Origin of the sequence: Paraburkholderia sp. RL17-383-BIF-A (assembly GCF_046028015.1) — a bacterium.
GTDB lineage: Bacteria > Pseudomonadota > Gammaproteobacteria > Burkholderiales > Burkholderiaceae > Paraburkholderia.
Map to the genome: position 1 here is coordinate 92,259 of NZ_JARESR010000007.1, position 15,477 is coordinate 107,735.

At 64.5% G+C, this 15,477-nt stretch carries 11 protein-coding genes; 6 read left to right on the forward strand and 5 right to left on the reverse strand.

Annotated elements, in window-relative coordinates; all coding sequences use genetic code 11:
- The first annotated feature begins 308 nt into the window (after positions 1-308).
- Positions 309-2,441 carry a methionine--tRNA ligase gene (gene metG, locus P0D71_RS10735; protein ID WP_408186366.1) on the forward strand — a complete coding sequence of 711 codons (2,133 nt, stop codon included), beginning with the start codon at positions 309-311 and terminating at the stop codon, positions 2,439-2,441.
- 106 nt (positions 2,442-2,547) lie between these two features.
- On the opposite strand, the gene P0D71_RS10740 is transcribed toward metG, so the two are convergent.
- Positions 2,548-6,852 carry a translocation/assembly module TamB domain-containing protein gene (locus P0D71_RS10740; RefSeq protein WP_408479929.1) on the reverse strand — a complete coding sequence of 1,435 codons (4,305 nt, stop codon included), beginning with the start codon at positions 6,850-6,852 and terminating at the stop codon, positions 2,548-2,550.
- A 28-nt stretch (positions 6,853-6,880) separates the two neighbouring features.
- A complete protein-coding gene (locus P0D71_RS10745) occupies positions 6,881-8,716 on the reverse strand; it encodes an autotransporter assembly complex protein TamA (protein WP_408299272.1) in 1,836 nt (611 codons plus the stop codon).
- 584 nt (positions 8,717-9,300) lie between these two features.
- Between P0D71_RS10745 and P0D71_RS10750 the strand changes: the two genes are divergently transcribed.
- The 4 genes from P0D71_RS10750 to panD all read left to right on the forward strand — a co-directional run bounded on the left by P0D71_RS10750 (position 9,301) and on the right by panD (position 11,825).
- Positions 9,301-9,486: a DUF3460 family protein gene (locus P0D71_RS10750; protein ID WP_007175923.1), complete on the forward strand. Its 186-nt coding sequence runs from the start codon at positions 9,301-9,303 to the stop codon at positions 9,484-9,486.
- 4 nt (positions 9,487-9,490) lie between these two features.
- Entirely contained in the window at positions 9,491-10,366 is an 876-nt protein-coding gene (locus tag P0D71_RS10755; RefSeq protein ID WP_408186369.1) for a segregation and condensation protein A, read from the forward strand.
- 187 nt (positions 10,367-10,553) lie between these two features.
- Complete coding sequence (gene panC, locus P0D71_RS10760) at positions 10,554-11,387, forward strand: pantoate--beta-alanine ligase (RefSeq protein WP_091796428.1); 834 nt, start codon at positions 10,554-10,556, stop codon at positions 11,385-11,387.
- A gap of 51 nt (positions 11,388-11,438) precedes the next feature.
- Positions 11,439-11,825: an aspartate 1-decarboxylase gene (panD, locus tag P0D71_RS10765; protein WP_012432059.1), complete on the forward strand. Its 387-nt coding sequence runs from the start codon at positions 11,439-11,441 to the stop codon at positions 11,823-11,825.
- Between the two features lie 158 nt (positions 11,826-11,983).
- Here panD and P0D71_RS10770 read toward each other — a convergent pair whose 3' ends face one another.
- Positions 11,984-12,622 (reverse strand): ParA family protein, encoded by a 639-nt coding sequence (locus tag P0D71_RS10770; RefSeq protein ID WP_408186370.1) that lies wholly within the window; start codon positions 12,620-12,622, stop codon positions 11,984-11,986.
- Between the two features lie 210 nt (positions 12,623-12,832).
- Between P0D71_RS10770 and P0D71_RS10775 the strand changes: the two genes are divergently transcribed.
- Positions 12,833-13,252 carry a PaaI family thioesterase gene (locus P0D71_RS10775; RefSeq protein WP_091796430.1) on the forward strand — a complete coding sequence of 140 codons (420 nt, stop codon included), beginning with the start codon at positions 12,833-12,835 and terminating at the stop codon, positions 13,250-13,252.
- A gap of 79 nt (positions 13,253-13,331) precedes the next feature.
- On the opposite strand, the gene P0D71_RS10780 is transcribed toward P0D71_RS10775, so the two are convergent.
- Entirely contained in the window at positions 13,332-13,748 is a 417-nt protein-coding gene (locus tag P0D71_RS10780) for a DoxX family protein (protein ID WP_091796431.1), read from the reverse strand.
- 143 nt (positions 13,749-13,891) lie between these two features.
- Positions 13,892-15,352 carry a cobyric acid synthase gene (locus P0D71_RS10785; protein ID WP_408480079.1) on the reverse strand — a complete coding sequence of 487 codons (1,461 nt, stop codon included), beginning with the start codon at positions 15,350-15,352 and terminating at the stop codon, positions 13,892-13,894.
- Between the last annotated feature and the right edge of the window lie 125 nt (positions 15,353-15,477).

Below are 15,477 nucleotides of genomic sequence, written 5' to 3' on the forward strand. Positions count from 1 at the left end.
GGCGGGAGAAAGGAATCTCGCGCGAGAACGAAAAAAATTTCGAACTCTGCGGAAAATCCGCTGTCTGTCTTTACGGTACGTGGCTGGCGATGCCGCCGCGTCACCATTCTCCTCTTGTCGTTGTTGCTCCGGGGTTAATAGCCCCGGTTTTTTTTGGGCGCTCGGTTTACGCACGGTGGAAGTCCTCCCGGGCACATACCGTCCTGGCCGGCAACGACTCAGGCCGCGCCCCACCCGGCCCGCCCCGCGCCGGGTGCCTCCCCTGCTAGAATCAACCCTTCGTCCCACCGCATGCTCCCATCATCCTTATGTCAGCACCCGCAACCGATCTCTCCGTAGGCGCGCCCTCAGGCCGCCGCCAGATTCTCGTCACGTCGGCCCTTCCGTATGCGAACGGGCAAATCCATATTGGCCATCTGGTCGAATATATCCAGACGGACATCTGGGTCCGGACGTTGCGAATGCACGGGCACGAGGTCTACTACGTTGGCGCCGACGACACGCACGGCACGCCGGTCATGCTGCGCGCGGAGAAAGAGGGTCTCACGCCGAAGCAGCTGATCGACCGCGTCTGGCAGGAACACAAGCGCGATTTCGACAGCTTCGGGATTTCGTTCGACAATTACTATTCGACCGACTCCGAAGAGAACCGCGTTCTCAGCGAAAACGTCTATCTGGCGCTCAAGGAAGCCGGCCTGATCGACGCGCGCGACATCGAACAGGCGTATGACCCGGTCAAGGAAATGTTCCTGCCGGATCGCTTCATCAAGGGCGAATGCCCGAAGTGCGGCGCGAAAGACCAGTACGGCGACAGCTGCGAAGTATGCGGTTCGACTTATCTGCCCACCGAACTGATCAATCCGTACTCGGTCGTCTCCGGCGCCACGCCGATCCGCAAAACCTCGACGCACTACTTTTTCCGTCTCTCCGATCCGCGTTGCGAGAATTTCCTGCGCGCGTGGGTGGGCGGTCTGGCACAGCCGGAAGCCACCAACAAGATGCGCGAGTGGCTCGGCGACGCCGGCGAAGCCAAGCTTGCCGACTGGGACATCTCGCGCGACGCGCCGTATTTCGGTTTCGAAATTCCGGGTGCGCCGGGCAAGTATTTCTACGTGTGGCTGGACGCGCCGGTCGGCTATTACGCGAGCTTCAAGAACCTCGCCGAAAAGCGCGGTCTGGATTTCGACGCGTGGGTCCGCAAGGGTTCGAAGGCCGAGCAGTATCACTTCATCGGCAAGGACATTCTGTATTTCCACACGTTGTTCTGGCCGGCCATGCTCGAGTTTTCGGGCCACCGCACGCCGACCAACGTGTTCGCACACGGCTTCCTGACCGTGGACGGCGCGAAGATGTCGAAATCGCGCGGCACCTTCATCACCGCGCAAAGCGTGATCGAAACGGGCCTGAATCCGGAATGGCTGCGCTACTACTTCGCGGCCAAGCTGAATAGCACGATGGAAGACCTCGACCTGAACCTCGACGACTTCCAGGCACGCGTGAACAGCGATCTGGTCGGCAAGTACGTGAACATCGCGAGCCGCGCCGCCGGCTTTCTGATCAAGCGTTTCGACGGCCGCGTGCAGGACAGCGCGATGCAGCATCCGCTGCTCGCCTCGTTGCGCGCCGCCGTGCCGCAAATCGCCGCGAACTACGAAGCCCGCGAGTACAACCGCGCGCTGCGTCAGACCATGGAACTGGCCGACGCCGTGAATGCGTACGTCGACACCGCCAAGCCGTGGGATCAGGCCAAAGACCCGGCGAACGGCGTCGCGCTGCACGAAACGTGCACCGTGAGCATTGAAGCCTTCCGCCTGTTGTCGCTGGCGCTCAAGCCGGTGCTGCCGAAGCTCGCCGAAGCGGTCGAAGGCTTCCTCGGCATCGAGCCGCTGGTGTGGGCGGACGCCAACGTGCCGCTCAGTTCCACCCGGCCGATCAACGCGTACAAGCATCTGATGACGCGCGTCGATCCGAAGCAGATCGAAGCGCTGATCGCGGCCAATCGTGACTCGCTGCAAGCTACGCCAGCAGCCGCCGCGCCGGCCGACGCCAAGTCCAAATCGAAGGCAACCAAAGCGGTCCCCGCTAACGAGGAAACGCCTGGCATCATCTCGATCGACGACTTCGCGAAGATCGATTTGCGCATTGCGAAGATCGTCGACTGCAAGGCGGTGGAAGGGTCGGACAAGCTGCTGCAACTCACGCTCGACGTCGGCGAGGAGAAAACCCGCAACGTGTTTTCGGGCATCAAGTCCGCGTATCAGCCGGAGCAACTGGTCGGCAAGCTGACGGTGATGGTGGCCAACCTCGCGCCGCGCAAGATGAAGTTCGGCATGTCCGAAGGCATGGTGCTGGCCGCCTCCGCGACCGATGAGAAAGCCGAACCGGGCCTCTACGTGCTCGAACCGGATAGCGGCGCAAAGCCGGGCATGCGCGTGAAGTAAAGCGCGCGGCGGCTCACGCCGCAGGCACGAATGAAAACGGCACGCTCCAAAGGGCGTGCCGTTTTTTTTTGCCTGGGCGCGGCGGTTCAAGTCCGCATTACGCGCTTCACCAACGGATCCGGTCGAAGCGACGCGTATAGAGCAGATCGACGCCGTCGAACGTGCCGCCGTAAGCCGCGACCGACCAGTAGCGCGTGAGGTTGACCGTCGCCTTGATCGCATTGCTCGCCGATTGCAGCCCCTGTTCGTAGCCGATCACGAGCCACTCGTTGATCGCCTTCGACACCATCACGACTTGCGGATCGGTCAGTCCGACTTCGCTTCGGCCGATCGAAAACTCGTCCAGCCCGAAGGTCTGCGCAATCCGCTTGCCGCTCGCGCTGCCGAGCAACGCGAGCGCCGTGGTCATGGTGCTCTGCTGACCCAGGTTGTTGCCCTGATCCGTGCCGTGACCGAATAGCAGCCACGAGAGCTTTTCGTTGTCCGGCACGCTCGGCTCCGACACCAGCTTCGCGGTCGGGAACTGAACCGTGCCCGTGACCTGCACGCCCGCCTCCACCTGCTGATTGCGGCGCATGGCGAGGATGTTGATGCCGGGATTGGCCACCGGACCGTTGAACGTGAAAAAGCCGTTCTCGATGTTGAGCTTGCGGCCGAACGCGGTGTAGGTCGAACCCGGCGTGACACGCACGTTCCCCACCGCGCGCAGCGGCAGATTCGGCGCGCTCATGGCGGTGATCGTGCCGCTCAGGCCCAGATCGGCGCCCTGCCCGCGGAAACGGAAGCTGTTGCCGAGGTTGATGTCGATATTGGCGCGCGGCGCGAACGGGCCGATCGGCTTGTTGGTGCCCGCCACGGGCCGTGTCCGTTCGCCCGCCACCGACCCGTCGGGACGCACCACCACCACGTCGTCGCCGAGCTTCGGCGCGGACTGCTCCGGCATATCGAACAACGCGTGATCGACCATGAATTTACCGTTGATCTCCATACCGCCCAGCGTCCCGCCATTCGCCACGCTCGCGCTGCCCGACAGCGACAGATTACGATCCGGCGCCGCAAACAGTTCGAGCTTGTCCGCAACAATGCTCGCTGTCAGGTCCGGCTCGGCGCCGTCCAGGCGCACGCGGCCCGTGGCGCGCAGCGTGCCGCTCGCGCCATGAAATTCGACCTGCTGGAAGTCGACCAGATTGTGCGACAACGCGATGCGCACCACGCCGTCCTTCAACTGCACGCCTTGGTCGACCATCGTCGCGGAAAGGCCCTCGCCGAGCAGCGAGCCGGTCAGGTTCGGTTTGGCGACGGTGCCGCCGAGCGCGAGTTTGAGCGCGAGGTGCCCGTCGAGCAGATAGCTCGGACCGAACAGGCCGCCGGTCGTTTTCAGCGACGGCACATTGGCATTCACATTGCCGGTCAGCGCGCCCTCTTCGCTGACGGTCAGGAAGCCGTCGCGCATGACCAGCGTGGTGTGCGCATCCGCGTCGATCACGCCGATGCGGCTCGCCTGCGCGTGCACGGTGGCGTTGAGGCGATTGCCGCCGCTGAACTCGGCGCGCGCGGTGATATCCGTGATACCCAGCGAAGCAAGACCCCGGCCGATTTCCACCGTGACGTCGCCGCTGCGGCGCTTCAGCTGGATATGGCCGCTCGCCGTGCTGCCGAGCGCGAAGTCCCAGTCGCCGTCGAACACCAGATCGGTTTTGACGACGGGCGGCTCACCGGTGATCTCGCGCCGCAGATCCTGCAACCTCACGGCCGAAATGCCCGTCAGGCTGCCCGTCGACTGAATCTTCCCATGGTCGAAGGCGAAGGTTTTCAGGCTCAGTACCGCGCCTTCGAGCGTGAGCCTCGTTGCCCCGAGCGTCAGGTGGCTTGGCCCGGCGCTGACGGCGAGCGGCGACTCCAGATTCAGCGAAGGCGTGCCGCGATTCTGCAGGCGGGTGACGGTGCCGTCCCAGCGCGTGCCGTCGCGCGCTTCGGTCAGCTTGCCGTTGGCGGCGAGCGCGAGATCGAGCGGACGGTCCTGCAGCTTGCCGGTGGCCGCGGCCTCGAGCGTGTGATTGGCGCGCGTGCCGGACAAACGCGCCGTGAGCGTGCTCAGATCGACGCCGCCCGCGCTGAGATTGCGCGCGTCGGTGGTGAAGACGAGCGCGCCGTTCGCGCCGTCGCGCAATTCAGCGTGCCCTTCCGCATGACCGACGCGGTTGCTGCTGAACACCACGCTGTCCGCCTTGTAGTTCAGCACCACATTCGGATGCGCGAACGAGCCGGTGATGTCGCCATCGGCAGCGACAAGTCCCGCGAGGCCGAAGCCGAGGCGCTCCAGTTCCGGCGCATCGACGCGAAACTTCAGCCGGTCGCCGCGCGCGCCGAAGCTGCCTTGCAGATCCACCTGGTTGCCCGCCACCGAGAGGGTCGCGCGGCTCGGCAGAATGCGCGAGCCCGCCAGTTGAATCGTGCCGCCGCCGGTTAGCGGCAGGCCGTCGTACACACTCGGGCCGAGCTTGAAGTCGGCCTTGGTCGTGAAGACCGGCCCGAGCATGCCGGCCGCGGTGAGCGTGCCGTTCACGCGCGCCTCGATCTTGCGGGCAGGTGGCGCGCCGCGTTTCGGCGCCGGCGTTTTGCGCTGGACCACTTCCGTTTTGACCGCCGCCTTCGCGGTGTTTTTCACGGCGGCGGCGGCTTTGTCAGCGGGCGCGGCGCTTTTCGCGCCGGCGGTACTGCCGGCTTGCGCCGGGGCCTCCGCGCTTGCGCTCTTTTTCGCACTGCTCGCCGCCGGCGCCGGGCCGGCCACCGGCGTGCGCGACGGCATCTGCGAAGCCAGCGTCAACGGATCGAAATCGGTCAGTTTCGCTTTCACGTTGTAGGTGGAATTCGCGTCGTGCTTGAGGGCGCCGGATAGATCGATGCGGCCTTTGCCCGACGTGATGCGCACGTCGTTGAAGCTCATGCGGGCTGGATCGAAGGTGATCTTGCCCTGGGCACGTAGCGCTGCCTTCGGGTCGGCCAGGTCGAGCGTGAGACTTTGCACGTCGTCGTTCAGGCGGACGCCGATGGGACCGGAAAGCTGCGCGGGCCGCACCGTCGCTTGCAGTGCGTTCAGGTCGAGCCCGGCGACCCGCAGATCGAACTGTCCGCGCTTGCCGCTCAGCGCGCCGCCGCCGGTGAGCGTGGCGCTCTTCACGAGGCGCACGTTCAGGTTCGAGATGCGCTGCGTCTGGGCGTCGAGTCGCACGTCCGCGTTGGCGTCGATCAGCGGCAGCAGGTTCTGGTCGATCGCGCCGGGTTTGGCGTTGACGATCGAAACATGCCCGGCAACCGCGAACCCGGCGGTGCTTTTGCCGGACGCGTGGGACTGAGCGCCGTGTTTGCCGTCTGCGGCAACGGGAGGCTGTGCTGTGCTGGCCGCACCCGCCTCGCTCTTCCCCGCCACGTCTGCACCCTGGCCGACCGGCTGCAATTCCGCCCGCACGGCCAGATCGGCCTGCGGCGCGCCGGGCGCAAAGGCCTGCGGATTGATGTGATCGAAAGTCAGCGTGGCGCGCTGTAAAGGCACGTCGCCGAAAGGCTCGGCCTCGACCCTCGCGTGACCCGCGAGCTTCATGCCGCTCGCATCGAGTTCAGCGATGAGATTTTCCAGCGAGCCGCTCAGATGGCCGCCCACCTTCACCGCCTCGTTGTTGACCTTGCCCGAATAGCCGACGTCCCCGCTCAGCGGAAACGGCCGCACGCCGTCGAGTCTGGCCGCCGCCGTCACCGCGCCGAACGGCGTATCCAGCCGCTCGATCGCGGCCTCGTGATGGCGCCCGTCGCTGCGGCCATGAAACACGAAGCGCGACAATTCGGTTGTCGACGCGCCCTGATGCAGCAGCAGTTTGTCGAGCTGGACATCGCGGACGTCGAGCTGCATGGGCAAGCGCAAGTCTTGCGGCAGCTTCATCGGCCCGCTGCTCGACGACGATGCGCCGATGCGCGCGTCCACCGTGCCGACATGCAGATACTCGATGGTGAACCGCCACGGTTCGCGCGTGAGTGCCCAGCGGCCCGCCACGCGGTCGATCTGGATATCGGTGCCGCTGCCGTCGAGGCTGCGCCAGCGCACCTGGCGCAATTGCAGGCCGTTGGCGAGCGCGCCGCTTTCGAGCGTGCCACTCAGCTTGCCGCCCAGCAGCTTCACCGCCGCCTGCCATGCATAGGCGGTACCGCGTTCGGTCGTCAGTGCGCCGTAGAGCAAACCCACTGCCAACGCCAGCAACAGCACCACCACGGCCACCGTCCACGCGAATGTTTTCAGCAGCAGCCGGCCGAGCCTGCGCCTCCTCGGCGGCTCGGGTGGCGGCTGCTGTCCGGGCGGCTCTCCTGGTGGAGCACCGGGCGGCTGCGCGGGAGGTTGGGCGGAAACGTCCGTGGTCATGCGGGGATCATGTAGAAGCAGGTTTCCATCAGAAGGCAATGCCGAGCGTCAGGTACGGTCGCACGCTCCTGTTGCGAATCCCGTAGGCGACATCGACGTTGACCGGGCCGACCGGGCTGCGCCAGCGCGCCCCAACGCCTACGCCCGGATAAAAGACCTTTTCGCCCCACGTGTCGGTGGCGGTGCCGACGTCGAAGAACGCTGCCGCGCCCCAGTCGTGGTTGAACCAATGCTGATATTCGGCGGTTGCCGTGACGAGATACTTGGTGGGCAGCACCGAACCATCGACGTTATTACCGATGCTCTGATAGCTATAGCCGCGCACCGAATTCGAACCGCCCGCGCGAAACAGCAGCGAGGCCGGAATACCGCTCGAACTGCCGCTCGTAAACACGCCGCCGAGTTCGGCGCGAATCAGCACGAGGTCTTCCTTGCCGATCGGCAGATACTGCTGGCCGCGCGCGTAGCCGCGGATGAAGGTCTGGTCGGTGAGCACGCCTTTGACCGCGAAGCCTGCCTCGACGTGAATCAGGTTGCCCTTGCGCGGGAACAGCGGGTCGTCGGTGTTGCGCCGGGTCCACGACCAGGACGGCACCAGCGCGCGGCTCGTAGTCGGCGCGGCCGAGTTCTGATCGAGCCGGTCCTGGTAGAACAGCAGCGCGTAGTTGTAGTCGATGAATTGCGAGGTCCGGGCTCGCTGCACGCCGCCGCGAATACTGTAGATACGCGTATCGGAAACGTCGGTCGTGGTGTAGGACGCCAACATGCTGTTGGTCCACGCACGCTGCCCAGGCGGCATGGAGAGTTCGATTTGCCCGTATTGCTGAACCTGGTCGACGCGGCCCTGGACCGTGAACGGCCACGCTTTGCCGAACGTGTCGAGGTACGAATAGGCGCCCTGGACCAGCGGGCCGTTGTCCGTCGAATAGCCTACGCCGCCGCGAATGCTGTTGTACGGATACTCCGACACCTTCACGTGCATGGGCGTCTCGACCGGTTTGGCGGGGTCGCTATCCACGTCGATCGCGACGCTTGCGTAGTACGGCGTGTTTTGCAACTGGCGCTGTAATTCGGCGACGCGCTGCACGTCGTAAATATCGCCCACCGAAATCGGGTTCACATTGTCGACGATCTGTTCCGGGTAGCGCCGCGTGCCGGATACGTCGAGCTTGCCCATCGTGAAGGTCGGCCCGCTTTCGTACGTAACCGACAGTTTCGCCTCGTGCGTGCGCGGATCGACGCGCGCCTCCGAGTGGTAAATCTTCGCGCCCAGATAGCGGCGCGACTGCAAGGCCTTGAGCGACGCATTTTTCGCGTCGTCCCACTCGCCTTGTGAGAACGGATCGCCTTCGTGCAACGAAAACGCGAAGCGTGCGGCATTCTCCTGCGCCGGATCCTCGGTCAGCACCGGCCCGCGAAACGACAGCGAAATCGACGTGATGAGGGTTTGCGGGCCGGGATCGACGCTCACCGTGACGCGTTTCGTATCGTCGACGGTGCGCACGTCGGTGCGCACGACCGGCGTGAAATAGCCCTGCGTGGAAGCCAGATCACGCACCTGCTGAGGCGTGGCGGTGATCAGAAACTCGAACTGGTCGTCGCTGATATCGGGACGTTTGGCGAAACGCGCGATATCCAGATGGGCTTCGAGCAGTTTGCGCAGAGCGCGCGGCGTGGCTTCGATATCGACCTTGTAGCTGGCCGCGGCTTTCGCCGCATGAGCGTTGCCGGCCGCCAGCGTCAGCATGACGAGGCCGAATGCCAGCCACGCGCGCAGCCAGTGCCGCATGGGCGTGACAAGCCCATGCCCGTCACCGGCCTTGCCGCGCCGCAGCCGCGGCTTGTCGATCGCACACCCCGCCAAACAGGACCTCCGGCCGTGGTTGATGAATTTTATCGCTCGGGCGCGCCGCGGCGGCCGAAGCTCGCTATTTGACCACATCGGCGAGCTGCCGCGAGATCTCTAAAAATGCGTCCGCGGCGTGCGGGCGGGCCTCCCCGTCCGGTTCGCGCGCGCCGCGACTCGCCGCGCAGCACCCTGACGCCCGCGACGGAGATACCGCTGCGATGACGCCACTTCCAGGCGACCTTGGGCGCAAAACTCAAGGCCGCCTCCAAGCCACCTTGGACGCAAACCCAACGCCGCCTGCAAGCCACCTCGACGCAAACCCAACGTCGCCTGCAAGACGCCTCGACGCAAACCCCACGTCGCACCCAGCCGCCTCGACGCAAACCCAACGCCGCCTGCAAGCCACCCTGCCAGCGCCGCGCCCGCCTTTGACGCCCGCCGCGCCGCACGGGTTCCGGACATTCTGGTGCGCCGGCCGCCCGGCACCGCCGCCGTTTTTCGACCGCGCGCCGCGCATGCGGTAAAATTATCGGATAGCAGTGGTGTCTGGCGAATGACCGCCGGGCAGCCGCCAATTTCCATACCACGGACGTCGAGCCATGTATCAATCGGACATCACCCAGTTCCTGAACCAGCTCAAGCAACAGAAACCCAATCTGGAAGCCGAACAACGCCGCGGCCGCGCGCTGCTGTGGGACAAACAGCCGATCGATCTCGAGGAACGCGCCGAGCAGAAAGCTTCGCGCGTAGAACAGACGCCTTACTCGTACTATCAAAACTTCTAAGCGCGTGAGTCACGCCGACGAGGCCCACGGCGCACCGCCGGCCCCCGCCGACGCCGCGCTCGCCGCGCCCGCCACCGATTCGACACCCGACACCGTCGACGGCATTGCTTTTGCACGCCTGTACGGCGAGCCGCTCTTCAAGATGCCGACGGATCTGTACATTCCGCCGGATGCGCTCGAGGTGTTTCTCGAAACGTTCGAAGGACCGCTGGATCTGCTGCTGTACCTGATCCGCAAGCAGAACTTCAACGTGCTCGACATTCCGATGGCGGACGTCACGGTGCAATATCTGGGCTACGTCGATCAGTTGCGCCAGACCAATCTCGAACTCGCGTCCGAGTATCTGCTCATGGCCGCGATGCTGATCGAGATCAAATCGCGCATGCTGCTGCCGGTGAAAAAGGCCGACAGCGGCGAAGAAGCCGAAGATCCGCGTGCCGAACTCGTGCGGCGCCTGCTCGAATACGAGCAGATGAAGCTCGCCGCGCAGCGCATCGACCAGTTGCCGCAGCTCGGGCGCGATTTCCTGCGCGCCGAGGTTTATATCGAGCAAAGCATCACGCCGCGTTTTCCCGACGTGAACAGCGAAGACCTGCGCGCCGCGTGGGCCGACGTGATCAAGCGCGCCAAGCTGGTCCAGCATCACAAGATTTCGCGCGAAGAGCTTTCGGTGCGCGAGCATATGAGCTCGATCCTGCGGCAGCTGCAAAACGCCCGCTTCGTCGAGTTCTCCGACCTGTTCGACACGAGCAAAGGCGTGCCGGTGGTGGTGGTGAATTTCATCGCCGTGCTCGAACTGTGCCGCGAATCGCTCGTCGAAATCACCCAGGCGGAACCGTTCGCACCGATCTATGTGCGCCTCGCCTATCTGCCCGCCTGAGGCCCTCAAACGGGGCACAATTCCGCTGCACGGGAGAGTAAGCCTCTTTTCGGTGCGGCAGCCGCTCAAATCCACTACAATCCCGCGCTCCGAACCTGTCATTACCAGTGAGGCGGCGGCCCGCGCGATTCCTTAGGGTTTTGCGTCCACCCAGTCTCGCGCCGCGCGAGGAAATCCCTGTCCGATCATGAAAGTCATCAGCTCGATCCATGAATTGCGCGACCAGTTGCGCGGCCAGAATCGCACCGCCTTTGTGCCGACCATGGGCAATCTGCACGAGGGCCATCTGTCGCTGATGCGTCTCGCGCGTCAGCACGGCGATCCGGTCGTGGCGAGCATCTTCGTCAACCGGCTGCAGTTCGGTCCGAACGAGGATTTCGACAAATACCCGCGCACGATGGAAGCGGACATCGAAAAGCTCCAGAAGGAAAACGTCTACGTGCTGTTCGCGCCGACGGAGCGAGACCTCTATCCGGAGCCGCAGGAGTACCGCGTGCATCCGCCGCACGATCTGGGCGACATCCTCGAAGGCGAATTCCGGCCGGGCTTCTTCCAGGGCGTGTGCACGGTCGTGATGAAGCTGATGTCGTGCGTGCAGCCGCGCGTCGCGGTGTTCGGCAAGAAGGATTACCAGCAGTTGATGATCGTGCGCCGCATGTGCAACCAGTTTGCGCTGCCCACCGACATCATCGCCGCCGAAACCGTGCGTGACGCCGACGGCCTCGCGCTCAGCTCGCGCAATCGCTATCTGCAGGCCGCCGAACGCGCCGAGGCGCCGGTGCTGGCTGCTGAACTGAACCGCGTGCGCGAAGCCGTGCTCGGCGGCGAGCGCGACTTCAGGAAGATCGAACAGGCGGCGATGGCGGCGTTGGCCGCGCGCGGCTGGCAACCCGACTACATCGCGGTGCGCAAACGTTCGAACCTGCTGCCGCCGGGTCCGCAAGACGCGAACGAGGAACTGGTCGTGCTGGCTGCCGCCAAGCTCGGCGCCACTCGTCTCATTGACAACCTCGAAATCTGAAGTCGTCTTGGACAGACGTCGACACGCATAAGAAATCACACAGGATTGGTCATGCAACGCAACATGCTGAAGTCGAAGATCCACCGCGTCGCGGTCACGCATTGCGAACTGCACTACGAAGGTTCGTGCGCGATCGATGAAGATTTGCTGGAAGCGGCGAACATCGTCGAAAACGAGCGGATCGACATCTGGAACATCAACAACGGCGAGCGTTTCTCGACCTACGCGATCAAGGGCGAGCGCGGCAGCGGCATGATCTCGCTGAACGGCTCGGCCGCGCGGCGCGCGCAGCTGGGCGACCTGGTGATCATCGCGGCGTTCGCGGTGGTGGATGAAGCGGAACTGAAGGCCGGCTGGAAGCCCGACCTGGTATTCGTGGACGACAACAACAAGATCAAGGGCAGCCGCGATCACGTGCCGACGCAGAACTGGACCTGAACGCTCTGTCGTTCAGCTCTTTCGTTCAGCGCCGTAGCTTAGCTTCATCGTCCCGCTCTGTAGTTCGCTGACACGCCTGCCGCGCAGGCGATCCGCGAGGGAACTCACTGCGTGGACGGCCTGATCCGGCCGGCGGCGCGGCCACCAGCCCTGCCGCCTCAACCCTTCTTGCCGGCTCCGCTAGTCCATTCGATGATCGGCTGCCACTGCTCCAGATCCTTCTCCACACGGCTTTTCGCGACGTCCCACAAAGTCAGCCCGTGGGCCGCCAGTTGCACGTAATTCTGCGTGTCGCGCAAAAAACCCAGCACCGGCAGCTTCAGCCCCTCGACAAAGCGATGCAGTTGCTCCGCCGAGCGCGTGCGCGCATCCACGCGCATGCCGACCACACCGATTTCGATGGCGCCTTTTCTGACCGCCTTCTCCTTGGCCAGCCGCTCGAGGAATTCCTGAGTAGCGAGAATATCGAACATGGACGGTTGGAGCGGCACGATCACCTTGTCGGCCAGATCTAGCGCGATGCTCAGGCGATTGCCGTGCAGGCCAGCCGGTGTGTCGACGACAGCGTGCTCCAGCCCTTTGGGCGGTTTGACCGGCTCGTCCAGATTGACTTCCCAGGTCTCGATGGCCGGCAGCGTGTCGGGCCGCAGCGACAGCCACGCGTGCGCGGACTGCTGTTTGTCCAGGTCCGCCAGCGCGACCCATTCGCCAGCCGCGGCGAAATAGCCGGCCAGATTGGTCGACAGCGTGCTTTTGCCCACGCCGCCCTTCGGATTCGCCACCACGATCACCGTCATGAATTCTCCCGGAAAGAAGGCTGGGCCCCGCCAGCCGGTTTGCCGCGTATTGCTCTGACATGCGCAAGTGTGCCCGGAACCGGACCGGTTTTCAGGCACACCTGCCGATCCAGCCGTTGATAATATCGACAAATGCACGTTGGCCGAAGCCCCCTGACGGCTAATTGGCCACCGTGCGCTGCCGATTTATCCAACCAGGACCCGAATCTCATGAGCAAACTGCGCCCGGAATACACCGTCGAACGCCTCCACGAACGCCAGAAAGGCTCGCTGCCCGGCCTGCTGGGCGTGCATGTCCTGTCGCTGGACGAAGGCGAGTTGATCGCGGAATTGACCGTGCGCAAGGAGTTGCTCGCGCCGAACGGCTTTTTGCATGCCGCGACCGTGATCGGCCTCGCCGACACCGCCTGCGGCTACGCCTGCCTCGCGCATTTGCCAGAGACGGCGCGCAATTTCACGACCATCGAGGTGAAAAGCAATTTTCTCGGCACGGCGACCGAGGGGACGATCCGAGCGGTCGCGAAGAGCGTGCATCTGGGACGCAGCACGCAGGTGTGGGACGCCACGGTCACGGATCCGAAGGGCAAGACGATGGCGTTGTTCCGGTGTACGCAAATCGTGTTGTATTGATGGGCGACGCTAGGACGGCGCCATGAAAAAAGGCACGCGGCCTTACGGCGCGTGCCTTTTCAACGATCCAGCTAACCGCTCAGGCGGCCACCGCCCGTGGCGCCTTCACCCCAGCGAACGACAGCGCCCCGCCGCCGAGCAGCGCCTGCACCACCAACGTCACCGCCCAGAACGCCGGATATTCCCAGCCGCCGTGCGGCGACGCAAAACCCCAGCCATTTTGAAGATGCTGCGACATCGCGCCGAGCATGAACGGCAGCAGCACGAGCGCGACCCAGCGGACCTGCACGCCGAGCAGCAGCGCAATGCCGCCGAACAGTTCGACGAATGCCGTCACATAGCCGAGCCAGCCCGGCAAGCCCAGCGAGACGAAGAACTGCGCCGTGCCCGGCAGCGTGAAGACGAAAATCTTTTGCAGACTGTGAGCGAGATAGAGCACGCCCAAGGCGACGCGAAGGAGTAGAGCGGCCAGATCGGCGGAACGGTTCGGGTTCATGACAGGTCCTCGAAGAGAGAGACGGCGCGGAAAACGGCCGTCGATGTGAGCACTCTATTCGAACCATATGACGCGAAAAACTACCACCCAAGCTTTGATTATTTCCCTATAGGATTTAATCCAGCCTTCCTCGTTGATCCTGATCAACCAATCGCAGCAAAAAGTCTCGGCAGATCGAGGTGCTCGGCGAGCGTGTCCGCGAGGCGTTCCAGCGACGCCTCGCGCAACGCCGGGTAATCGATTGCCTCGGCATCGCTCAAACCGGCCCACGCGAGCAACGCGGCACAGGCGGACGGTGTGTCGAACAGGCCGTGAACATAGGTAGCGAGAACCTGGCCATCGGCGGAGATCGCGCCGTCGGGGCGGGCATCCCGCGCGTCGTCCAGTTGCACAGCGGGCGTGTCCAGCGCCGGCCCGTGAGTCTCGCCCATATGGATCTCGTAGCCGGCCACGTCGGGCGAGCCGGGCAACGCGAGGCGGCCGGTCACGTTCTTCAGCGTCTTGTCGCGCGTGAGCACCGTCGAGTAATCGAGCCAGCCGAGTCCCGCGGACGTGCCCGGCGCGCCCTCCACGCCATGCGGATCGGCCACTTCGCGCCCCAGCATCTGCATGCCGCCGCAAATGCCGATCACCCGGCCGCCATAGCGCAAGTGCTTTTGCAGTACCGCATCCCAGCCTTGCGCGCGCAGAAATGCCAGGTCGCCGGGCACGTTCTTCGAGCCCGGCAGGATGATCAGGTCGGCCGGCGGCAACGGCGTGCCGCTTCGCACGTAATGAAAATCGACCTGCGGATGCGCGCGCAAAGCGTCGAAATCCGTGTGATTACTGATGTGCGGCAGCACCGGCACGACCACCCGCAGCATGCGCGCCGCGCCGCCACTGTGCGCCGCGCGCAATTCGGGCGGCAGCATGTCTTCCGCGTCCAGCGTCAGACCGTGCAGGTAAGGCACGACACCGAGCACCGGCTTGCCGGTCTGCGCCTCCAGCCAGTCCAAACCAGGTTGCAGCAAACTGATGTCGCCGCGAAAGCGATTGATGATGAAACCGCGCACCCGCGCCTGCTCGCTCTCCGACAGACACGCGAGCGTGCCCGTGAGATGGGCGAACACCCCGCCGCGATCGATATCGGCCACCAGCACGACCGGGCAATCCACGGCCTCCGCAAAACCCATGTTGGCGATATCGCGGTCGCGCAGATTGATTTCGGCCGGGCTGCCCGCGCCTTCGACAAAGATCGTGTCGTACGCCGCCTGCAGACGCGCATACGATTGCAGCACCGCTTCAAAGGCGACGGGCTTGTAGTCGTGATACGCACGCGCGTCGAGATTCATGCGCGCCTTGCCGTGGATGATCACCTGCGCGCCGCGGTCGCTGGTCGGCTTGAGCAGCACGGGGTTCAGATCGGTGTGCGCGGCAATGCCCGCGGCCACCGCCTGCAAAGCCTGAGCGCGGCCGATCTCGCCGCCGTCCACGGTCACCGCGCTGTTGAGCGCCATGTTCTGCGGCTTGAACGGTGCGACCCGCACCCCGGCGCGGCGCGCGAGCCTGCACAAACCGGCGACCAGCGTGCTCTTGCCGGCATCGGACGTGGTGCCCTGGATCATCAGCGTGCCGCGCGGCAGGGATACGGCGTCATGCGAGGTCGAAGTGGTGGTCACGGAGTGTCGGGTTTGGCGGTAGACAGATAATGAAGCAAGACAATGAAACAGGCGGCAACGCAGCGCTCATG

Excerpts from the sequence above, each read along its gene's own strand:
- P0D71_RS10780 (WP_091796431.1), bottom strand. The coding sequence starts at position 13,748 with ATGAACCCGAACCGTTCCGCCGATCTGGCCGCTCTACTCCTTCGCGTC.
- P0D71_RS10750 (WP_007175923.1), top strand. The coding sequence starts at position 9,301 with ATGTATCAATCGGACATCACCCAGTTCCTGAACCAGCTCAAGCAACAG.
- P0D71_RS10775 (WP_091796430.1), top strand. The coding sequence starts at position 12,833 with ATGAGCAAACTGCGCCCGGAATACACCGTCGAACGCCTCCACGAACGC.
- P0D71_RS10785 (WP_408480079.1), bottom strand. The coding sequence starts at position 15,352 with ATGATCCAGGGCACCACGTCCGATGCCGGCAAGAGCACGCTGGTCGCC.
- P0D71_RS10740 (WP_408479929.1), bottom strand. The coding sequence starts at position 6,852 with ATGACCACGGACGTTTCCGCCCAACCTCCCGCGCAGCCGCCCGGTGCT.
- panC (WP_091796428.1), top strand. The coding sequence starts at position 10,554 with ATGAAAGTCATCAGCTCGATCCATGAATTGCGCGACCAGTTGCGCGGC.
- metG (WP_408186366.1), top strand. The coding sequence starts at position 309 with ATGTCAGCACCCGCAACCGATCTCTCCGTAGGCGCGCCCTCAGGCCGC.
- panD (WP_012432059.1), top strand. The coding sequence starts at position 11,439 with ATGCAACGCAACATGCTGAAGTCGAAGATCCACCGCGTCGCGGTCACG.
- P0D71_RS10770 (WP_408186370.1), bottom strand. The coding sequence starts at position 12,622 with ATGACGGTGATCGTGGTGGCGAATCCGAAGGGCGGCGTGGGCAAAAGC.